The 21,776-nt window shown below is 63.4% G+C and carries 19 protein-coding genes; 18 read left to right on the top strand and 1 reads right to left on the bottom strand.

What is annotated here, in order from left to right; translation table 11 throughout:
• Positions 1-620: 620 nt before the first annotated feature.
• Entirely contained in the window at positions 621-1,502 is an 882-nt protein-coding gene (locus tag FLG15_RS19990) for a TolB family protein (protein ID WP_057678895.1), read from the bottom strand.
• A gap of 64 nt (positions 1,503-1,566) precedes the next feature.
• Here FLG15_RS19990 and aroE point away from each other — a divergent pair, with 64 nt between their 5' ends.
• From aroE to FLG15_RS19900, 18 genes are all read left to right on the top strand, one after another.
• A complete protein-coding gene (gene aroE / locus FLG15_RS19985) occupies positions 1,567-2,418 on the top strand; it encodes a shikimate dehydrogenase (protein WP_057678896.1) in 852 nt (283 codons plus the stop codon).
• Complete coding sequence (locus FLG15_RS19980) at positions 2,408-2,782, top strand: hypothetical protein (protein WP_057678897.1); 375 nt, start codon at positions 2,408-2,410, stop codon at positions 2,780-2,782. Before aroE ends, FLG15_RS19980 begins: the two co-directional genes overlap by 11 nt.
• Positions 2,779-3,015 carry a hypothetical protein gene (locus tag FLG15_RS19975; RefSeq protein ID WP_017156258.1) on the top strand — a complete coding sequence of 79 codons (237 nt, stop codon included), beginning with the start codon at positions 2,779-2,781 and terminating at the stop codon, positions 3,013-3,015. Before FLG15_RS19980 ends, FLG15_RS19975 begins: the two co-directional genes overlap by 4 nt.
• Positions 3,016-3,309: 294 nt before the next feature.
• On the top strand, positions 3,310-5,442 hold the full coding sequence (gene dinG, locus FLG15_RS19970) for an ATP-dependent DNA helicase DinG (RefSeq protein ID WP_057678898.1): 2,133 nt from the start codon (positions 3,310-3,312) through the stop codon (positions 5,440-5,442).
• Between the two features lie 146 nt (positions 5,443-5,588).
• Positions 5,589-6,869 (top strand): beta-barrel domain-containing protein, encoded by a 1,281-nt coding sequence (locus FLG15_RS19965; RefSeq protein WP_268271669.1) that lies wholly within the window; start codon positions 5,589-5,591, stop codon positions 6,867-6,869.
• Complete coding sequence (locus FLG15_RS19960; protein WP_150147180.1) at positions 6,866-9,052, top strand: peptidase domain-containing ABC transporter; 2,187 nt, start codon at positions 6,866-6,868, stop codon at positions 9,050-9,052. The genes FLG15_RS19965 and FLG15_RS19960 overlap by 4 nt, the downstream gene beginning before the upstream one ends.
• Before the next feature lie 19 nt (positions 9,053-9,071).
• Entirely contained in the window at positions 9,072-9,239 is a 168-nt protein-coding gene (locus FLG15_RS23615) for a hypothetical protein (protein ID WP_017156254.1), read from the top strand.
• A gap of 20 nt (positions 9,240-9,259) precedes the next feature.
• Positions 9,260-10,393 (top strand): ATP-grasp domain-containing protein, encoded by a 1,134-nt coding sequence (locus FLG15_RS19955; RefSeq protein WP_057678900.1) that lies wholly within the window; start codon positions 9,260-9,262, stop codon positions 10,391-10,393.
• Positions 10,390-11,001, top strand: a complete 612-nt coding sequence (locus FLG15_RS19950) for a DUF6624 domain-containing protein (RefSeq protein WP_057678901.1) — start codon at positions 10,390-10,392, stop codon at positions 10,999-11,001. Before FLG15_RS19955 ends, FLG15_RS19950 begins: the two co-directional genes overlap by 4 nt.
• A 392-nt stretch (positions 11,002-11,393) precedes the next feature.
• Positions 11,394-12,899 (top strand): catalase KatB, encoded by a 1,506-nt coding sequence (gene katB, locus FLG15_RS19945; protein WP_170922321.1) that lies wholly within the window; start codon positions 11,394-11,396, stop codon positions 12,897-12,899.
• A 59-nt stretch (positions 12,900-12,958) separates the two neighbouring features.
• Positions 12,959-13,558 carry an ankyrin repeat domain-containing protein gene (locus FLG15_RS19940; protein WP_150147177.1) on the top strand — a complete coding sequence of 200 codons (600 nt, stop codon included), beginning with the start codon at positions 12,959-12,961 and terminating at the stop codon, positions 13,556-13,558.
• Between the two features lie 576 nt (positions 13,559-14,134).
• Positions 14,135-14,359, top strand: a complete 225-nt coding sequence (locus tag FLG15_RS19930; protein ID WP_057678903.1) for a hypothetical protein — start codon at positions 14,135-14,137, stop codon at positions 14,357-14,359.
• A gap of 456 nt (positions 14,360-14,815) precedes the next feature.
• On the top strand, positions 14,816-15,820 hold the full coding sequence (gene dusA, locus FLG15_RS19925) for a tRNA dihydrouridine(20/20a) synthase DusA (RefSeq protein ID WP_057687005.1): 1,005 nt from the start codon (positions 14,816-14,818) through the stop codon (positions 15,818-15,820).
• Positions 15,821-16,087: 267 nt separating this feature from the next.
• Entirely contained in the window at positions 16,088-16,450 is a 363-nt protein-coding gene (locus FLG15_RS19920; RefSeq protein WP_017154912.1) for a hypothetical protein, read from the top strand.
• Positions 16,451-16,522: 72 nt separating this feature from the next.
• Positions 16,523-17,206, top strand: coding sequence for a response regulator transcription factor (locus FLG15_RS19915; protein WP_002808458.1), 684 nt, complete (start codon positions 16,523-16,525; stop codon positions 17,204-17,206).
• Between the two features lie 74 nt (positions 17,207-17,280).
• Positions 17,281-18,651 carry an ATP-binding protein gene (locus tag FLG15_RS19910; protein ID WP_170922322.1) on the top strand — a complete coding sequence of 457 codons (1,371 nt, stop codon included), beginning with the start codon at positions 17,281-17,283 and terminating at the stop codon, positions 18,649-18,651.
• Between the two features lie 118 nt (positions 18,652-18,769).
• Positions 18,770-20,362 (top strand): DUF1800 domain-containing protein, encoded by a 1,593-nt coding sequence (locus FLG15_RS19905; protein WP_150147174.1) that lies wholly within the window; start codon positions 18,770-18,772, stop codon positions 20,360-20,362.
• Between the two features lie 114 nt (positions 20,363-20,476).
• On the top strand, positions 20,477-21,661 hold the full coding sequence (locus FLG15_RS19900) for a DUF1501 domain-containing protein (protein ID WP_057679476.1): 1,185 nt from the start codon (positions 20,477-20,479) through the stop codon (positions 21,659-21,661).
• Positions 21,662-21,776: the final 115 nt, after the last annotated feature.

Here is a 21,776-nt window from a genome sequence, read left to right as displayed (position 1 = left end):
TTACATCGGCTAGCAACGCAGTGAATGCACGCTAGGCGGTTGCAGAGAGCGCAGAACCCGATGGCACGGCTGACACCTTTCGAGTCCCAGTGCGTGCCACGTCCGCATGGTGGCGACACAGCGCTCGGTTATCGGCATCCTCTTCGATGCAATCAAACGCCTGGTCGGTCGAGCGCGCGGTGTCCTCACCGCTCACGGGACAGGTCGTGAACCTGTCCGTGGGGGCTCGATGGGGGCGTCCATGCCGCCACCGGTCCCGCAAGCGGCGAGGGCACCGCGCTGGAGAGTTGGCTGGCGTCTTACTCAAGCAGCTCACTCCACGAGCAGATCGCTGCAGTTTCGATTGGGTTGTCGCCGTGAGTGGCTTGGTCATGACGGTAGCTAGTCGCTGCGGCAAGGGATCGAACGAGCCGACGCGTGATTGGTCTAATGCATCGCGCAATGCACACCGACCGGCGCGATTGTTGCTTGCCCACCCAGCCCGGTTGCCGATCAAGTGCGCTGCATCCAGACCTCGGATAAGTGGCTTTGCAACAAAGCCCAGATATCCACCCTGCAATACACCGGCGTGCCCTACGTGCGTCCAACCGCTCTGGGTCGACGCGGTCGCTCCACCTACTTCAACGGCAACGCGCATCGCCATCGGCTGCCGGTGCCTTCATCCGGTAGATGTCCAACTGCCCTGCACGCGGTGCGCGCGCACTGCCGGTCACCAGCAGTTCGCCCGGCTTGGCCGTGTCCACGACCGCGCCGAAGGTGCGCTCCTGCGGCCCGTTGAACGACAGCGGCAGCGGCGAGCCCTGGGCAAAATGGCCGTCCTTGCAGATGGCCAGCAGCAACTGGCTGGGGCCCGTGGTCTTCCCCCGAGCCCACACCAACGCGCGTCCGTCGCCGAGCCAGGCGGCGTCCAGCTCGTCGGCGGCGCTATTGATGTCGACCAGGGCCACCGGCGCGGTAAACGCCTGCCCGTCCCAGTGCGCGACGAATAGATCCATGCCGCCAGCACCGCCATGACCGTCGCTGGCGAACAGCAGGCGTGTGCCGTCCAGCGACAGCGTCGGTGCGCGCTCGTTGCCGGCGCTGTTGATCGCCGCGCCCAGCGATTGCACTCGGCCCACGACGCCTTGCGCATCCACCGGGGCACGGTACAGGTCGCTGCCGCCCGCGCCGCTGGGCCGGGTGGAGGCGAACAGCAGCCAGTGGCCGTCGGCACTGAACAATGGGGTGGTCTCGTCCTGCGCGGTATTGATCGGCAGCGGCTGCGCGTCCTGCCAACGCCCGCCGCGCAGCTGCGCCTGCCACAGATCCCAGCCGCCGGCACCACCGGCCCGGTCGCTGGCCCAGACGATGCGTTGCCCGTCCGGGCTGAGCGTGGCGCGCGCCTCGTTGGCCGGCGTGGAGACCACGCCCATGCCCTCGATGCCGAATTCGGCAAGCCCCGAAGCAGACGGGACGCAGAGTAAACTTGCCGCCAGCGTGAGCAGCGTCCATCGATAGTGCATGCGGTGTTCCTGCCTCAAGAGCGGCTCCAAGTCGCGCACAGTCTAGTCAACCAGAGAGCGTTTCATGCCCGTATCCCGTTATGCCGTGTTCGGTCACCCCGTCGCCCATTCGCTGTCGCCGGCCATCCACGCCGAGTTCGGGAAGCAGACCGGCATTGCGCTGGACTACACCGCCATCGACGCGCCGCTGGAAGACTTCAGCGCCGCGCTGCAACGCTTCGCCGATGAAGGCGGCAAAGGTGCGAACGTCACCCTGCCGTTGAAGGAAGCCGCCTATGCGCTGGCCAGCAGCCTGAGCGATCGCGCGCGGTTGGCCGGGGCGGTGAACACGTTGGTGCGCAACGACGGCCAGTGGCAGGGCGACAACACCGACGGCGCCGGCTTGGTGCGCGATCTCACCGAACGCCATGGCCTGGATCTGCGTGGCCGCCGCGTGCTGCTGCTGGGCGCCGGTGGTGCTGCACGCGGTGTGGCGCCGGCGCTGCTGGAGGCGGGCATCACCGCAATGGTGGTGGTGAACCGCTCGCCCGAGCGCGCCGATGCCCTGTGCGATTCGCTGGGCGAACCGGCGCGGGTGATGTCGCGTTACATCGAAGACCTGCGTGAGCTCGGCGACTTCGAACTGATCGTCAATGCCACGGCCGCCGGTCGGGACCGCGATGCCGGCGCGTTCGCATTGCCACTGGGCCTGGTCAACAGCCTCACTGCTGCGGTCGATCTGAATTACGGCGACACCGCCATTGCATTTCTGGCCTGGGCGCGCGCGGCGCACTGCCGGTACGCCATTGACGGGCTGGGCATGCTGGTGGAACAGGCCGCCGAGAGCTTCGCGCTGTGGCACGGCGTACGCCCGGACACCGACCCGGTCTACGCCGCGCTGCGCGCGCGCGAGGCCGTGCTGGTCAGTGCTGACTGAGGTGGGCAGCGCCGATGCCACCGCGATCCTGCTGACCCTGGTCACCAGCCTGCTGTCGCGCGTGCCGATGCTGATTGCGCTGCTGCTCGGGCTGGTCCTGGTGTGGCGCGCACCGCATGGCCCGCGCCGGCGCGCCGGGTTGGCCGCGCTCTGGCTGCTGCTGGGCTGCCTGTTCGCCGAGGTCGGCGTCCAGGCGATTCCGATGCTGTTGCTGCAGCAAGGCAACGTGCGTCAGATCAGCAGGGTGGTCGGCATCGCCCACTTCGTGCTGATGGCCGTGCAGGCCGTGGGCATCGGCGTGCTGGTGTGGACGCTGGCGGCCAGCCTGCAGCGTTCGCCCGCTGGCACGGGTCCGCGCCCATGATCCCGATCAAAGCCATCTTGCTGGTGATCGTTGGACTGGTCTGCGCCGGGCAGGGCGTGTGGACGCTGCTGCATCCGCAGGCGCTGGCCGCGGTCAATCGTGGTGGCCTGTTGTACGAACGCTTCGGGCCGAATGGCGTGGGTGCCGGCATGCTGTTGATGGGCATCGCAATGACGGCCATCGGCCTGGTATGGGCGCGCTATGCGTGGCCGGCGCGCCGGCAGCGGAACTAAGCGCATTGATCGTGCCGACGCTTTAAAGACAGCGGCGGGTCTTGCAGCGGCATTCACTGCGCCGCCTTTCGGGTGATACAGGCGGCGAGTGCCTGCAGGCGGCCGGTGCTGGCAGGCCACGATCGGACAATCGAGCCATGCCCTCGGCCGCGCGGCAGTCGCACCGGCGTGGGACTGCCGCCCGGTGCCGGCTTGCCGACGAGGATGGGCCGGTCGCGCTACAAGCAGGCAACCCGTTCAGCCGTGCGGCGCGCCGGTCGCAGTCACTGCGCCGGTCCATGCGAAAATAGCGCGATGAGTGAAGTTGCCCCACCGACCGCGCCGTCGGCGCCCGTTCCCACCCAGCGCAGCCTGACCGACCCGATCAAGGCCAGCATCCGCGACGCCTATGCCAAGCTGCAGGCCAATACGCCGGGCTTTGCCACGCGGCGCGCGCAGAGCCAGATGATCGGCCTGGTCTCGCGTGCCCTGGCCACCTCCGGCGGCATCGGCATCGCCGAGGCGCCCACCGGCGTGGGCAAGAGCCTGGGCTATCTCACCGCCGGCGTGCCGATCGCGTTGGCCACCAAGAAAAAATTGGTCATCAGCACCGGCACCGTTGCGCTGCAATCGCAGCTGGTGGAACGCGACATCCCGGCCTTCCTCAAGGCCACCGGTCTTGACGCCACCGTGGCCCTGGCCAAGGGCCGCACGCGCTACCTGTGCACCCGCAATGCCGCCGAGCTGGAAGGCGATACCAGCCAGAACGCCATGTTCGAAGACGAGCAGGCGTTGTACGACCGCCCGCTCAGCCCGGTCGATGCGGATCTGGCCAAGCGCCTCGCCAAGGCCTACGCCGCTCGCACCTGGAATGGCGATCTGGACGATGCGCCAGAACAGATCTCCGTGCCGCTGCGCATGCGCATCACCACCCCGGCCTCCGGCTGTGCAGGGCGCCGCTGCAGCTACGCGGCGCAATGTCCGGTACTCAAGGCGCGCACCGATGTGCGTGAGGCGCAGATCGTGGTCACCAACCACGCCTTGTTGCTGTCGTCGCTCTCGCTGGGCGATGCCGAAAACGGCCAGCCGCTGATCGCCCCGCCAGCGGACATGCTGCTGGTGCTCGACGAAGGCCATCACATCGCCGGCGTGGCGATCGACCAGGGCGCGGCCAATCTGCCGCTGGACGACATGGCCCGGCGCACCGGACGTATGCAGATTTTGATTGCGGCCGCTTATCGCGCAGTAGACAAGGACAAGCTGGGCAACTTGCTGCCCAACGAAGCCATCGAGGTGGCGGCGCGGGTGTCCAAACTGCTCAAGGCTTTCCACGCAGAAGTCGAACGCGTCTGGAAGCCGGAGCCGGGCGAGCGCGATCCGTTGTGGCGCGCGGCCAACGGCAAGTTGCCGCCGCAATGGGGCCCGGCCATCGAAGAACTCGGTGAAGAAACCCGCGCGTTGTTCAACTGGGTGCATGCCGCACACAGCGCCATTGCCAAGGGAAAACAGGACGATTCCGCGCGCGAACGTCTGCAGCGCAGCCTCGGCCTGGCGCTGGAAATGGCCGAGCAGCAGCACAATCTGTGGAGCGGCTGGCGCCGCGAAGACAAGGAAGGTCAGCCGCCGATGGCGCGCTGGATCACCCTCTCGCGCGACGGTGATCTGGTCTGCCATTGCTCGCCGGTGTCGGCCGCGCAGGTGCTGCGCACGATGATCTGGAACGAGGTGGACTCGGTCGTGATGACCTCGGCCACGCTCACCGGTGGCGGCGATTTCCAATCCTTCGCCATCGACAACGGCTTGCCCGATCACGCCGAAATGGCATCGCTGGCCTCGCCGTTCGACCTGCCCAATCAGGCCGAATTGATCGTGCCCAATTTCCCGGTCACGCCCGACGACCGCGAAGGTCATCCCAAGGAAGTAGCCAAATATCTGGTGCGCGAACTGGACTGGAACGCCAAGGGCAGCATCGTGTTGTTCACTTCGCGCTGGAAGATGGAAAAGGTGGCCGACCTGATGCCGCTGGCGCAGCGCAACCGCGTGCTGGTGCAAGGCGAGGGCAACAAGTCGCAACTGATCACCGAACATCTGCGCCGCATCGCCGCCGGCGAAGGCTCGGTGCTGTTCGGTCTGAATTCTTTCGGCGAAGGATTGGATCTGCCGGGCGAAGCCTGCACCACCGTGGTCATCACCCAGGTGCCGTTCGCCGTGCCCACCGATCCGCAAACCTCCACCTTGAGCGAATGGCTGGAAAGCCGCGGGCACAATGCCTTCAACCTGATCGCCATCCCGCACGCGCTACGCACGCTCACCCAATTCGCCGGCCGCCTGATCCGCAGCTCCAGCGACCACGGCCGCGTGATCATCCTCGACTCGCGCCTGCTCACCCGTCGCTACGGCAAACGCATCATCGACGCGTTGCCGCCGTTCAAGCGGGTGATCGGCTAGTTCGGACTCGCCACGGACCTGTGCCATATATCGGTCGTCATAACGGCATAGCGTTATGCGACGCAGTGCGCTTTACCGCATCGGTTTTGCTGATTAACTGAGCCTGAAGGAAGTGGGCGCAGGTCTCAGCGAAGCAGGGAGTGCACATGCCAGGCGGGTTCTTCAGGGAAGAAGTGTTACGTGCTCGCCGCGATGCGTGGCTTGTACCGGTACGTCTTCAGGCGCCCACGTTCGGTTGGCCGTTGTTCGCCATTGCGCTCGCTCTTATTGCTGCGGTAGTCGGGCTGTTGTGCCTTGGAAGTTTCACACGGCACGAAGCAGTCAACGGCGCACTCGTCCCGGACCGTGGTCTGCTGACCCTGACACCGCTCAGTGCTGGCATCGTCTCCAACGCATTCGTCGCAGAGGGGGCGAGGGTGCGGGCAGGCGAGCCGATCGTGGAAATTTCCGGAGAGCAGGACAGCACATCACTGGGTGACACCCAGGCGTCGGTGATTTCGCAACTGGAGATCAAGCGCGGGCGCCTAAATGCGGATCTGCAGGCCCAGAATCAGCTCTACGCTGCCCAACAGCGCGATCTGGGGCGCCGTGTCGCGCTGCTCCAAGCGCAGATGGATAACACTGCCGAGCAAATTCGCTTGCAACGCCAGCGCGCAGACAGTGCGCTGGGACTCTACGAACAGTGGGTGAGTGCTGCAGAAAAGGGGATATTGACCAAGGTCCAGTTGCTGCAGCAGCAAGACATCGCCATCCAGAACCAGGCGCAACTCAAGGAGTTGCAGAAACGTGCGCTGGACCTGCGTGTGGAGCACTCTCAACTCCAGTCGCAGCTTGAACAAACCCCTGCGACGTTGGAAGCAAAGCGTAACGAGATCGCCAGGCAGATTGCAGACGTCGCGCAATCGCTCTCGGAAACCGAGGCGCGCCGTTCGGTGGTGTTGCGTGCGCCAACCGATGGAATCGTTACCAACCTGCTCGTGCACGCAGGGCAACCGGTGGGTGCGCAACAGCCCTTGATCACCTTGTTGCCCAAGGACATCAAGTTGCGGGCCGAGCTGTGGGTACCCTCCAGGGCAGTTGGATTCGTCACGCGCGGCGATAGAGTGCTGTTGCGCTACCAGGCTTTCCCGTATCAGAAGTTCGGCCGCCATGCAGGGCGTGTGGTCGACGTCTCGCGCAGCGCGATCAGCTCCAAAGAAGTGTCATCGCTGCTGGGACAGCAGATTGATGAAGCTCGTTATCGCGTAGTGGTCGAGTTGGAAAGTCAGCACATCCTGGCCAATGGAAGACAGGAGTCACTTCGTCCAGGCATGGCGCTGGATGCAGATATCCTGCTTGAGAAGCGTCGGTTGATCGAATGGATGTTTGAGCCGGTCTACGAAATGACGTCGCGCCTTTCCGATGATTCGGCTGGGCAGCGCGGATGATCGACACCACCTCCGTTCACCAGTTGCTGTCGAACCGCGCGCACATCGTTCCGATCATGCAGACCGAGGCGGCAGAGTGCGGTCTTGCCTGCCTGGTCATGATTGCCCGCTATTACGGCGACAAAATCGACCTTGCACAGGTCAGGCGGCGCTTCAACATCTCCCTCAGGGGCGTGCGCCTTGAGCGATTGGTCCAGATCGGGCGCGCCATGGGGCTGGATGTCCGTGCGATGCGTGCGGAACCTGAGTATCTGAAGGAGCTCAGGCAACCCTGTATCCTGCATTGGGATATGTCGCATTTCGTGGTGCTAGAGCGAGTGGTACGTGGCGTGGCACTGCTTCACGATCCTGCGCGAGGGACGCTCCGATTGCCGATGTCCGAGCTCGGCAAGCATTTCACCGGCGTGTTGTTGGAGCTGCAGCCAGGCACGAGCTTCGAGCCTTCGGTTGAAACGCCAGCGTTGTCCTTGCGCTCGCTCACCGGACGCATTTTCGGACTCAAGCGTGGGTTAGTGCAGATCTTCGGGCTAGCCTTGGCAATCGAAGCGTTGGCGCTGCTGTTGCCCTTCCAGATGCAGTGGGTCATCGACCATGTGCTGGTCTCGGCCGATATGCCGCTGCTCAAGATCCTGACCATCGCCTTCCTGTTGACCGTGCTCTTCCAGACGGTTCTGACGCTTGCACGCAGCTGGGTGGTCAGCTGGCTTGGCGCATCGTTGAACACGCAATGGATCACCAACTTGTTCGGTCATTTGCTGCGGCTTCCGCTGGAGTATTTCGAAAAGCGGCATATGGGCGATGTGCTGTCGCGCTTTTCCTCGTTGAAGTCCATCCAGACCACGTTGACCGGCAGCTTCGTCGAGGCAATGCTCAACGGCCTGACCGGATGCCTGGCAGTGGCAGTCCTGCTGGCCTACAGCCCCGCACTCACCGGCCTGGTGCTGGCTGCCTTTGCCTTGTATCTGGGTTTGCGCCTGGCGTTCTATCGACTCCAGTTCGTGGTCAGCCGCGATCAGCTGACGTATGCCGCACGTCAGCAAAGCGAGCTGATGGAGTCGGTACGCGGAATTCAAGCGATCAAGCTGGCCAACAAGCAGGGGCTGCGTCAAGGACGATTGTTCGGCGCCACTGCGCAAAGCGTGCGGCTGGAAATGCAGTCCCAACGCTTCGGCCTGGCGTTCAATGCGCTCAATCAGGGCCTGTTTGGAACGCAGAGGGTGTTCCTGATCGCCATCGGTGGCTATCTGGCGCTGAGCGGGACGCTGTCTGCAGGCATGTTGGTCGCCTTCCTGGCGTTTGCGGATTTGTTTACCAGCAGGGCTGCGAGCCTGGTCGACAAATTCATCGAGCTCAAGATGTTGCGCCTGCACGCCGAGCGGATTGCCGATATCGCCACTACGGCGCCCGAGCTCGACGAAATTTCAAGCTATAGCGGTCCAGAGCCGGTTCCGGAAATTCACGTGAAAGGGCTGAGCTTTCGTTACTCGGACGACGACCCCTGGGTCATCCGTAATCTCGACCTGCGCATCGAAGCAGGTGAGTCGGTCGCGATCGTGGGTCCGAGCGGATGCGGTAAATCGACATTCGCCAAATTGCTGCTGGGCCTGATCGAGCCAACGGAGGGCAGCATTGAGGTCGGCGGTGTGGATATCCGCAAATATGGGCTGGAGAATTACCGGGCAATGGTCTCGGCAGTCATGCAGGACGATCAGCTCTTTGCGGGCTCGTTAGCCGACAACATCGCCTTCTTCGATCCTGACTCGAGTATCGAGCGGATCGCCAGCGCTGCGCAGCTGGCCGCGATCCACGACGATATTGCACGGATGCCCATGGGATATGAATCGCTGGTCGGCGACATGGGCTCGATCCTGTCGGGCGGGCAACGGCAGCGCGTCATCCTGGCACGTGCGTTGTATCGCCAACCGAAGATTCTGGTGCTGGATGAAGCAACCAGCCATCTGGATTCCACGAGGGACCAAGTGGTCAACGCCCATATCAAAGCGATGAAAATGACAAGGATCATCATCGCGCATCGCCAGGAAACGATCGCATCTGCCGATCGCAGGATATCGCTTGTTGCCGAGTCGGGTGACAAGCCGGGCAGCCGTCATGCTGCCGAGAGACTTGATGCCCATCACGGCATCGAGAAGCGCGTCGGCAATCTCGCCGGCGAACTACCCTGAAGCAGCCAAGGAGTAAGGAATGGAAAACTTTGAACTCATGGAAAATTCGCGTCCCGTCGCCCAGCGCTTCGCACGTGAAATGACTCAGGAAGAAGTCAGTGCTGTGTCCTGCGGTGGTGCTGGCGATACGTTGATCATCATCATTGTCGAGGCCGTCGACACTGAGACCATCGTGATCGTCGGCTAAGTGTCCCCCGGCATGGCGGCATGAAGATGTCGCCATGCTTCGACTGCACTACGGAACAGATTGCGCCTATGCAAAAAGATCCTAGGAAGGTGTTGATCGTCGCTCCTCATCGCGATACGCATGCATCTACGATTGCGGCGATGATTGCGGCATCGGGGCATACGGCCAGCCTGTTGGATACGAGCCAGTGGCCGTGTGGTCTCGAGGGCTCCCTGCTCTATGGGCAAAGCGGCGCCAGTGTCGTCCGGGAGGGCGCCTCGGTTGCTTACGACGCGGCATGGAGCCGCCGTTTGATGTTCAACAAGACCGCGCCTGCACATGTCCACGATCAGGACACCAAGTTCATCAAGACAGAGGGGCTGCTGTTCGATCTGGGAGCTGTTGCACTGCTTGGCGCCGGACATGGCGTGCAGCGCTGGGTCAATGCGCCGCTCGCGGCGCTTGCAGCAGACCAGAAGCCGTTACAGCTCGCTGCGGCCATCGCCAGTGGTCTGGTGGTGCCTGAGACCTTGATCAGCCAGTGCCCTGGCGACATTCAAGCATTTCGTCAGCGTCATGCGAATGGCGTGGTCGTCAAGCCATTCAATGTGGGCGCATGGGCCGACGGCGCCAACTATAGCGTCTCCTATGCGACACGCATTTCGCAGAACGAACCATTGACGGATGCCGATCTGCGCGCATGTCCCACAACCTACCAGCAAGTCGTCGACCATCAAGCCGATTTGCGAGTTGTCTGCATGGGGGGCGAATACGCCTGTCTGCGGATGCGGCACTCCCTGGAGGGGGAGATCGACTATCGGGCGGTCCGGCACAAGACAACGCTGCGTTACGACTGGGTGCCGCTGTTTCCCGGGCTTCAGGCCAAGCTTGATGCACTGAGATCCGTGCTGGGCGTCGATTTTTTCTGCGCAGATTTCGTCGTGCCTGTCGGCGGCGGCGAGCCGGTATTTCTTGAGCTCAACCCTGGGGGGCAGTTTCTCTATCTGGACGAAAAGGCACCGGGAATGGATATTGCGAGCAAATTTTGCTCGTTCCTGGTTTACGGTCGCGTCGATAGGTCTCTGGAATTTCCACGCCCGCGCAAGGTGCCCGCGGTGAGTGAAGACAGCGCAGGGGGCGGATGTTCCCCAGAATCGGGACTGGCGTACGTATGAAAATGGTGCTGCTTGGGATGCTGTTATGGGGGCAATGGGCGATGCCCGTGCAGGCGTTTGCGGAAGACGCAGAGGAGCAACCGGCGAGGCAACAATCCATGAATGCGTCCTACCGTCAGCAGTTGCTGGCACTGGCCGATGCCGACCAGAAGATCCGTGCAGAAATTCGTGGTGCAGTCACCGCGCAGCAGTTGCAGGCCAATCAGGGCGCAGCAAAAGAGATGGCCATGCGCCTGGTTGCGTCGCAACGGGAAAACCAGGCCGCGCTGTCCCGCCTGATCGATCAATTTGGCTTTCCCGACATTCCCTCCGTGGGTGAAGAGGGTGCGCATGCAGGCTTTTTGATCGCGCAGCATTCGACCGACCGGGCCTTTCGCGATGACTTTCTGCAAAAAATGCAGGCGGCCGCGCAACGTGGCGCCTACAGCACTGCGGACCTTGCGTTGTTCATCGATCGTAATCTCATCATGTCGGGCAAACCGCAGCGCTACGGAACGCAGCGCAGGGCCGACGGCAGCTTGTTCGAGTTGGAAAATCCTGCCGAGTTGAAAAAGCGCCGGGCAGAGGCCGGGCTGCCCGAGGAAGAGGACAGCGTGCGGGGGCATTGATCCGGCTATAACGCAGCAGCGGCTCAGGTGTTCGTGCAGGGCGGCCGCATCGAGCAGCTACATGCCTGTAGTCGTGCTAATGGGTGATGGTACGCATCTCTGTTGTCGTGACCACGCATAGCGGGGATCCAATGACCTGTGCACTGCAGCAACTGCGTCCCTGCCAGCACATCCACGTGAGTGAGTTGAGCTCCTGCTGCCTACCGAAGGTGGAAGGCTGCTGCGTGATTTAAGACTCGCTGCCGACTTCTAACGCGATGCATATCACGCAACGCCGTCATCATCAGATTCCCCTATCGAAGCGATCATAACTAACGACTTCTCACGCTTCGGCCTGCTGGCGATGATTCAGCCTCCTCAAACGAGCTGACGCCATGCGCCCTGGACACCTCATGGTGCTAGCCCTGCTAGCCCCGACGTTGATCGCTCCGCCGGTCTTCGCCCAATCCGTTCTGACCCGCGACAATGGCGCCAAGGTCGGCGACAACCAGAATTCGCAGACAGCCGGCGCCACCGGCCCGACGCTGCTGCAGGACGTGCAACTGATCCAGAAGCTGCAGCGTTTCGATCGCGAGCGCATTCCCGAGCGCGTGGTGCATGCGCGCGGCACCGGCGTCAAAGGCGAGTTCACCGCCACTGCCGATCTCTCCAGCCTGACCAAGGCCAAGGTGTTCAGCGCCGGCGAAAAAACCCCGGTGTTCGTGCGCTTTTCCTCCGTGGTCCACGGCAACCATTCGCCGGAGACGCTGCGCGACCCGCATGGTTTCGCCACCAAGTTCTACACCAGCGAAGGCAATTGGGATCTGGTCGGCAACAACTTCCCCACGTTCTTCATTCGCGATGCGATCAAGTTTCCCGACATGGTGCACGCGTTCAAGCCGGACCCGCGCACCAACCTGGATGACGATTCGCGTCGCTTCGATTTCTTCTCGCACGTACCAGAGGCCACGCGCACGCTGACCCTGCTGTACTCCAACGAGGGCACCCCGGCCGGCTATCGCTTCATGGACGGCAACGGCGTGCACGCCTACAAGCTGGTCAACGCGCAAGGTGAGGTGCACTACGTCAAGTTCCACTGGAAGACGCTGCAGGGCATCAAGAACCTCGATCCCAAGCAGGTCGCCGCGGTGCAGGCCAAGGACTACAGCCACCTGACCAACGACCTGGTCGGCGCAATCAAGAAGGGCGACTACCCGAAGTGGGACCTGTACGTGCAGGTGCTCAAGCCCGAAGACCTGGCCAAGTTCGACTTCGACCCGCTCGATGCCACCAAGATCTGGCCGGACGTGCCGGAGCAGAAGGTCGGCCAGATGGTGTTGAACAAGAACGTCGATAACTTCTTCCAGGAAACCGAGCAGGTGGCGATGGCGCCGGCCAATCTGGTGCCGGGTATCGAACCTTCGGAAGATCGCCTGTTGCAGGGCCGCATCTTCTCCTATGCCGACACCCAGCTGTATCGCATCGGTGCCAATGGCCTGAGCCTGCCGGTCAACCGCCCACGTGTGGCCGTCAACAACGGTAACCAGGACGGCCAGGGCAACATCGGTCAGACCACCAGTGGCGTGAACTACGAGCCGAGCCGCCTGGAGCCGCGTCCGCAGGACACCGCTGCGCGTTACAGCGAGCTGCCGCTGTCGGGCACCACCCAGCAGGCCAAGATCACCCGCGAGCAGAACTTCAAGCAGGCCGGCGAGCTGTATCGCTCCTACAGCAAGAAGGACCGCGCCGATCTGGTGCAGAGCTTCGGTGAGTCGCTGGCCACCACCGATACCGAAAGCAAGCACCTGATGCTGTCGTTCCTGTACAAGGCCGACCCCGAGTACGGTACCGGCGTCACCCGCGTGGCCAAGGGCGACCTGGCACGAGTCAAGCAGCTGGCCTCCAGCCTGCAGGATTGATCCGCCTCGACGACATCGCGGCCTGCGCCGCGATGTCGTCTTCGTTTCGGGAGATCGCTATGCGCACCCTGTTGTTTCTGATGCTTGGCAGCGCGTCTGCGATTGCAAACGCTGCATCACCTGCACCTGCACCTGCACCTGCACCTGCACCTGCATCCGCTGCCAGCGCAACGGCCACTGCCACGCCTGAGCAGATCAAGCTGCAGCTGCGCGAGTATTTCTTCGATGCCGCGCGCGAGGGCCGCCAGGACATGCTGGCCGAGTTCATTCGCTCGCATTACGACCTCAATACCCGCGACGAAAAGGGCTACACCGCATTGATCTTGGCTGCTTACCACGGCCAGCGGCCGGCGGTGGAGCAATTGCTGAGCGCCGGCGCCGACCCTTGCGCGCAGGACAAGCGCGGTAACACCGCACTGATGGGTGCCATCTTCAAGGGCGAGCTGGGCATCGCCAAGCGCCTGATGCAGGCCGATTGTGCGCCGGACCAGCGCAACAACGCCGGCCAGACCGCTGCGATGTATGCAGCCCTGTTCCAACGCACCGATGTGCTCAAGGACCTCGCCGCCAAGGGCGCGGACCTCAGCCTCAAGGACGGGCAGGGCAACGATGTGACCAAGCTGCAACGTGGCGAATTCGCTACCGCGCCGGCGCGCTGAGCGCGCCAGTCCCGCGCGCCTGCCGAGCCTGCCCCTCACAGCGTGCCGCCTCGGCCGCGCTGCGCGTCCGTGCTTGCGCATTGCCCGCTAGAGGCAGCAGGTAGCTGCTCGGAGCCAACGGCTGCCGTGCGGCAGGCAGGTAGCCATGCGCGCTCTTATCGCAACGCGCCGCGGCTCTGGCGAAAGATGCCACGCCTATGGGTGCATGCCGCGCCCCACCTAGTTGTTGCGCAGCCATCGGCGCTTGCTGCACCTGCCATGTGGACGGCTTCGATCAGGGGCGCCGCCTCCATCGCAGCACTCGAACCGCTGCCTGCTACCCCCAAACCGCGCCTTGCAGCGCCGTCGGTTTTCCGCCACAGCCGCGCTGGATCTCTGACAGTGGTGGTGATCATTTCGCCATTGCGTCAGGATTTTTCTGACGCGCAAACCCTTGTGCGCCAAGGCTTTGACAGAAAACTGAGTGCTTGCTGACTTGCTTTGAATCGCCTGGAAAAAACCGCAGAAAACAGTTCAAGAAAGCGCCGGGAACGCCGATGCTGCAGCTATCGCATCGCACCTTGGAACCCCCGGACCATGAAGCTCGATCCCTCCATCCCTTTCCTGATGTCGCTGCTGGCCATGGTGCTGTGCACGGCCACTGCCGTCGTCGCGCTGATGTTTGGCCAGGTGCATGTGCTGGCCAAGTCGTGGAGCTTCTACACGGTCATGGGTACTGCCCTGATCACGCTGGTTGCCTCCTACCATGCGCTGGGCAAGCCGCTGAGCGCCGAAGAGCGTGTCGGTGTCCGTAACCCGTAAGCTTCGCTGCCGTCCGCACGCGGCAGTGGTTGCGGCACTGGACCGAGAAAACTCCGCTCGTCATTGACGATGCAACGCGTTCGCTCTGCAGAGCGAACGCAGACAGGCACCGCGCAACTTGCCGTGATGCCTCCCGCTGCCGCCGGTCCTCGGCGAGCGAGGGAAAACCACTCCAATGCTCATGCGAGATGTTTACCCCTTCCGACGGTCGAGCATCGCTTTGATCCTGGCCGCCAACGCGCGCCACCAGCGGCATCTGCACTGGTGCCTAAGGTTTGGATTCGACAAAGCGGTCTGGCTAGATCATCCTGCACGCGGACAAGCGATCCTGCAGCTAGGCGTGAGACGTAGGCGCCCCCATATCCCGTGCCGCACTGCCGCAGATTCATCGGGGCCCGTGTAAGCTGTTGATCCTGCTTCGCATTCCCATGGTCGCTCGCTGCGGCTAACTCGTCGATGACTGCTTCCTCCGATCGTTACGCCGCTTCCCTGCGCCTGTCCGTCGCTCCGATGATGGACTGGACGGACCGCCACTGTCGGGTGTTCCACCGTCTGTTGGCGCCGTCCGCGCGCCTGTACACCGAAATGGTGCACGCCAATGCGGTGATCCACGGTGATCGCGCGCGCCTGATCGGCTTCGATGCGGTGGAGCATCCGCTGGCGCTGCAATTGGGCGGCAGCGATCCGGCCTTGCTCGCACAGGCGGCGGCGATCGCGCAGGAATGGGGTTTTGATGAGATCAATCTCAATTGCGGTTGCCCGTCCGACCGTGTGCAGGCCGGGCGTTTCGGCGCCTGCCTGATGCGCGAGCCGGCGCTGGTGGCCGAGTGCGTCGCGGCCATGTGCGCGGCCAGCCACTTGCCGATTACGGTCAAGTGCCGCCTGGGCGTGGACGACGATGACGACTACGCGGTGTTTGCCCGCTTTGTCGACCAGGTGGCCGCGGCCGGCGCGGCCATGGTGGTGGTGCACGCCCGCAATGCCTGGCTCAAGGGCTTGTCGCCGAAGGAAAACCGTGAGGTGCCACCGCTGCGGTACGACTGGGCCTACCGGCTCAAGCGGGAGCGGCCCGGCCTGCCGGTGGTGCTCAACGGCGGCATTGTGGCCGTGGACGCGGCCATGGCGCATCTACAGCACACCGACGGCGTCATGCTCGGCCGCGCCGCCTATCACGACCCGTACGTCCTGCATTGTCTGGATGCAGCCTTGAACCAGCGGCCCGAACAACCACACGAGTCCTTGCTGCGCGCCTATCAGCCGTATGTGGAATCACAGCTTGCACAGGGCCTGGCCTTGAAGCACATGACCCGGCACGTGCTGGGCCTGTTCCATGGCCAGCCTGGAGGCAGGGCGTTCCGGCAGGTCCTGAGCGAGGGCGCACATCGCCCGGGTGCGGGCTGGGATCTGGTCGAGCAGGCCCTGGAGCGCACCGATGCGCGGCCCTGGCGAGTCGTTGCCTGACTTTGGCCCACCGCTTGCATTCCTGAACGGGCTGCCGGGTATTTCAGGCGGCGGCTGCATCAGGCGCGTCTGCGCTGCCGCGCAGTGATCGTGCGGTGCTGGCCTGATCGCTATTCATTTCACTGAATGCCGTTAACGTGAAGCTAAAAAGTTCAGATCGGATTCACCCCGAAAAATCAAGAATTTGCCTCTATTTCGACGCTCGACCTTCAGCTATACGTGGTCGATTTCACGAATTTTGAATGTTTCTGAACAACCCGCTAGGATTTGTTTGTGACCCAACTGCCCTGCCGCGCTCGCCAAGTCGCTCTGGTTGCCCTCTGGGTTGCCATGGCCGCGCCGTCGGCCTGGGGCCAGGGCTATCCGATGGTGCAGAGCGGACGCGAGGCGATGCCGCCTTCGGCACGCGGCAACAGCCGCACGCTGTCGGACACCATTCGGCATGTGCAGCGGTCTACCGGTGGACAAATCTTGGGCGCCGAGCGCGTGCCGTTCGATGGCGGCAATCTCAATCGGGTCAAGTACATGAAGGACGGGCGCGTGCACACCGTGTATGAGCCGGAGCAGACGCAGGCCGCGCCTGCGCGTAACTCGCCGCCCGACGCGCCACCACGCGACGATAACCACTGAACGTAGATAGTTGTGCGTTCAGTCTTATAAATTCCCCCGGCCACTGGCCGACAACGTAACTAGGGAGAGTGCATGCGTATCCTTTTGGTCGAAGACGAAGCTCCGCTGCGCGAAACCCTTGCGGCGCGTCTGAAGCGCGAAGGCTTTGCGGTCGACGCTGCACAGGACGGCGAAGAAGGCCTGTACATGGGCCGTGAGGTGCCATTCGATGTCGGCATCATCGATCTTGGTTTGCCCAAGATGTCGGGGATGGAGCTCATCAAGGCCCTGCGCGATGAAGGCAAGAAGTTCCCGGTGCTGATCCTGACTGCGCGCTCGAGCTGGCAGGACAAGGTCGAGGGCCTCAAGCAGGGTGCCGACGACTATCTGGTCAAGCCGTTCCACGTCGAAGAGTTGCTGGCGCGCGTCAACGCGCTGCTGCGGCGTGCTGCCGGCTGGAGCAAGCCCACGCTGGAATGCGGCCCGGTCGCGTTGGATCTCGCAGCACAGACGGTGAGCGTCAACGGCGCCAACGTCGATCTGACCAGCTACGAGTACAAGGTGCTCGAGTACCTGATGATGCATGCTGGCGAACTGGTCTCCAAGGCCGACCTCACCGAGCACATCTACCAGCAGGACTTCGACCGCGATTCGAACGTGCTGGAAGTGTTCATCGGTCGCCTGCGCAAGAAGCTCGACCCCGATGGTGAACTCAAGCCGATCGAGACCGTGCGTGGCCGCGGTTATCGCTTCGCCATTCCGCGTACCGAAGGCTGAGTCAGCGCGTCAACGAGCAGGAAGACCAAGTGCCGGGCCGCTCCAAGTGGTATAGACGCTGGCGGCCGCGCTCATTGCAGGCCCGCCAGCTGCTGGCCGCCAGCCTCAGCCTGGTGGCCTTCCTGGCGCTGGCCGGTTACGCGCTGGATGTGGCGTTTGCCGACACCGCAGAGAAGAACCTGCGCGAGCGGCTGAAGAATTACGCCTCCGCGTATGCGGCCAATATCGATTTCGTCCGCGATGGGTCGCTGTACATCGGCGGTCAACCGCCCGACCCGCGTTTCGACGTGCCTGGCGGCGGGCTTTATGTAGAAGTGGTCCGTCCGGACGAAAGCTGGACCTCGATGTCGGCCGAAGGCCCGAACATTCCGCACGGCCGCATGCTGGAGCCGCGCCAGGAAGAGTTCATCGGCCCGCTGGAAATGACCCAGATCGACGGCAGCCTGGGCCAGCTGTATCGCTACGGCTTAGGCGTGAGCTATGTCGAACGCGAACACGGCGGCGAGATTCCGTACACCATCTACGTGATGGAGGACGCGCGCTCGATGGGCGCGCAGCTGCGCGTGTTCCGTGGCGCGGTGTGGTTCTACCTTGGCAGTGCCGGCGTGGTGTTGCTGGTGCTGCAGGCCTTCATTCTGCAATGGAGCCTGCGTCCGCTGCGGCGGGTCATCAACGAGTTGACCAAGGTGCAGCGCGGCGAGATCCAGCGCATGAGCGAGCAGCATCCGCGCGAACTGGAGCCGCTGACCGACAGCATCAATGCCTTCATCGAAAGTGAACGCGACAACCTGGAGCGTCAGCGCAACACGCTGGCCGATCTTGCGCATAGCCTCAAGACGCCCATTGCCGTCCTGCGCACCCAACTGGATAGCGGCGCGTCCGAGCGCGATTTGCACGAAGAAATGGATGTGCAGTTGCGCCGCATGAACGACCTGGTGTCGTACCAGCTGGCGCGTGCGGCTTCCAGCGGGCACAAATTGTTTGCGGCACCGCTGCCGATCGAACCGACCGCCGAAGAAATCGTGCGTGGCCTTGAGAAGGTGTATTCGGTCAAGGGCGTGTTGTGCGAATTCGATATTTCCCCCGAAGCGTGCTTTCACGGCGAGCCGGGCGATCTGCAGGAACTGCTCGGCAACCTGTTGGAAAACGGCTTCAAGTGGGCGCGTAGCCGCGTGCTGCTGACCGCAAAACCGGGGCCCACCACCGGTAGCCGTCGTGCCGGCCTGATTCTGTCGGTGGAAGACGACGGCCCCGGCATCGCGCCGGAAGACGTGGCCAAGATTCTGCAGCGCGGTGTGCGTGGCGACGAGCGTGTGCAAGGGCATGGCATCGGCATGTCCATCGTGCAGGACCTGATCAAGGGCTATCGCGGCGAGCTGCAGGTGGTGCGCTCGCAGGAACTGGGCGGCGCCCGCTTCGATGTGACCCTGCCGCCGGGATTGTGACCGCCGCAGGTCCGATGAACCCGTGGCCAATGTGCGCTGGCGTTCCGACAACCGTTTAACGCCTCACGCGTTGGCTTACCCATACTGGACGGGCAAGCCGTTGCGATGGAGGGGCTGCATGATCGAGCAAGTTGGCCAGGCCTTAGGCGTGCATCCGCGTGTTACGCACGTGCGGCGCACGCGAGGATGGCGTCTGCTGCTGCCGCTGTTGGTCGGCAGCCTGTGCGCACTCACTTGCACGGCTGCACAAGCGCCACTGACTCCATCCCAGATGCGCTGGCTGCAGCGGGCCACCTATGGGGTTGATGCCGGCAGCGCGGCGCAGCTGACACGGCTGGGCCCCAAGCGCCTTGGTGCGTTGCTGTTGCAGCCTAGCGACGACGCTGCGTTGCCCGCATCGGTGCGCGCGCAGCTGCAGCGCTTCGATGCATTGCACACCCCGCTGGTGGATTTGCTGACCCAGTACGAAGCCGACAAGGTCCGCCTGCAGGCCATGCCCGATGGCGATGAGAAGGTTGCCTTGCGCAAGCAGTGGCAGGCGCGCGGTGGCCAGATGCTGGTGCAGGCGCGGCAGGCGCAACTGTTGCGCGCGGTGTACGCGCCGGATCAGCTGCGCGAGCAACTGGTGTGGTTCTGGCTCAATCATTTCAGCGTGTATGCCGACAAGGCCCGGGTGAAGTGGATGGCGGCCGACTACATGGAAAACGCCATCCGCCCCAATGCCACCGGCAAGTTTGCCGACCTGGTGATGGCCACGCTGGAAAGCCCGGCAATGCTGGAATACCTGGACAATGCCAAGAATGCCAAGGGCAAGGTCAACGAAAACTACGCACGCGAGTTGATGGAACTGCACACGCTGGGCGTGCACGGCGGCTACAGCCAGCAGGATGTGCAGCAACTGGCGCTGATCCTCACCGGCGCGGGCCTGGTGCCGATCAAGGCCAATGGTGCACCGCCGTTGCCGCCTTCAGCGCCAGGGCAGGCGCAGGTCGTGCGCAAGGGCCTGTTCGAATTCAATCCGGCGCGTCATCAGCCCGGCGACAAGATGCTGCTTGGCCAGCGCATTGCCGGCGGTGGGCTGGATGAGATCGAACACGCCGTGCAGCTGTTGGTGCGGCAGCCGGCTTGCGCGCATTTCATTTCGCAGCGTTTGGCCGAGTACTTCGTCAGCGACGCGCCGCCTGCGGCACTGGTGACGCGCATGGCCAATACCTTCCAGCACAGCGATGGCGATATCGCCAAGGTCATGCAGACCATGCTGGCCTCGCCGGAGTTTGCGCAGGCGCAACCGCGCAAGTTCAAGGACCCGAACCGGTTTGTGGTGTCGGCGATGCGGGTGGCGTACGAGGGTCAACCGGTGATCAATGCCGCGCCAATGGCCAGCTGGGTGCAGCAGCTGGGTGAACCGCTGTTCGGTCGCATCACGCCCGATGGCTGGTCGCTGCAGTCGCAGGCCTGGACCAGTTCCGGGCAGCTGGCACGCAGGTTCGAGGTGGCACGTTCGATCGGCGGTGGACCGAAGCAGTTGTTTCGCCTGGACGGCGACACCGACACGCCGATTCCGGCAGTGACGCAAATCGACACGCGCCCCTCGTACCGCTGGCTGGCGCCCTCGCTGTCTGCCGCGACCCAGCAGGCACTGACGCAAGCGCGCTCGCCCGCCGAATGGAATGGATTCTTGTTGTCGTCGCCTGACTTCAACTACCGCTGACGCAGTCACACCGATTCAGATCTGCTGCAACGCCGACGATTCAATGCGCGCAGATGCACAAACCGATCCAACGATCTAACCAGTACCAGGCGGTCAACGCCACGGGAGGACACCATGCAACGACGTCGATTTCTGCTTGCCTCTGCAGCCGCTGCAAGCATGCCGTGGGCCGGTCGTCTGTTCGCTGCGCCACGCGATAGCGCACGCATGCTGGTGGTGTTTCTGCGTGGCGGCTACGACAGCAATAATCTGCTGGTGCCGCATGGCAGCGATTTTTATTACCAGTCGCGGCCGAGCCTGGCGATTGCGCGGCCAGATGCCGGCAATTCAAACAGTGCGCTGGCGCTGAATGCGCAGTGGGGTCTCAACCCGGTGGTGCGCGAGACGCTGCTGCCACTGTGGGAACGCAAGCAGGTGGCGTTCGTGCCGTTCGCTGGCACCGACGATCTGTCGCGCAGCCACTTCGAAACCCAGGACGATATCGAATCCGGCCAGGCCGGCAAGCATCGCGATTACCGTTCCGGGTTCATGGCGCGCCTGTCGGAGGTGCTCAGTGGCGTGCCGGCCATCGCGTTCACCGATTCGTTGCCGCTGACGTTCCAGGGCGGCGGCGATCTACCCAACGTGTCGTTGCGCAGTATCGGCAAAGGCGGGCTGGATGCGCGGCAGGCACAGATCCTGTCGCAGATGTACGACAGCACGCCGCTGGCGGCCGCTGCGCGCGAGGGCTTGGCGCTGCGTCAGCAGGTCACCGCGCAGTTGCGCGAAGAGATGGAGCAGGCCGGCCGTGGCGCCGCCAGTGCACGTACATTCGCCGATGAAACCCGGCGCATGGCCACTTTGATGCGCGAGCGCTATCGCCTGGGGTTCGTCGATGTCGGTGGCTGGGACACGCATGCCAATCAGGGCAGTGTGGAAGGTGGCCTGGCCAACAACCTGCGCAATCTCGGCGAAGGGCTGGCGGCCTATGCCGATGCGTTGGGCCCGGCCTGGAACGACACCGTGGTGGTGGTCATCTCCGAATTCGGCCGCACCTTCCGCGAGAATGGCAGCAAGGGCACCGATCATGGCCATGGCACGACCTACTGGGTGCTGGGCGGTGGCGTGCGCGGCGGCCGCATCGCGGGCGAGCAGGTGGCGGTCGAACAGGCGAAGCTGCTGCAGAACCGCGATTACCCGGTGCTCAACAACTACCGCAGCCTGTTCGGCGGGATGCTCGGCCGTTTGTGGGGGCTGTCGCCGGCGCAGTTGGAGCGGGTGTTCCCGGGTGCCACGCCACGCGACCTTGGATTGGTGTGAGTCTGGATGGCGAGCGATCGCACAGGCCAGGTCATGTGCGTGGTATCGAACGCCGGTTTGCATCGATGATGCGGCATCTGCTTCAAATGACGGCTGCAGGTTGCCTCTGCCAACG

This window comes from Xanthomonas phaseoli pv. dieffenbachiae (genome assembly GCF_008639345.1).
Taxonomy (GTDB): Bacteria; Pseudomonadota; Gammaproteobacteria; order Xanthomonadales; family Xanthomonadaceae; genus Xanthomonas; species Xanthomonas phaseoli.
This window is presented reverse-complemented; position numbering and strand designations above follow the sequence as displayed.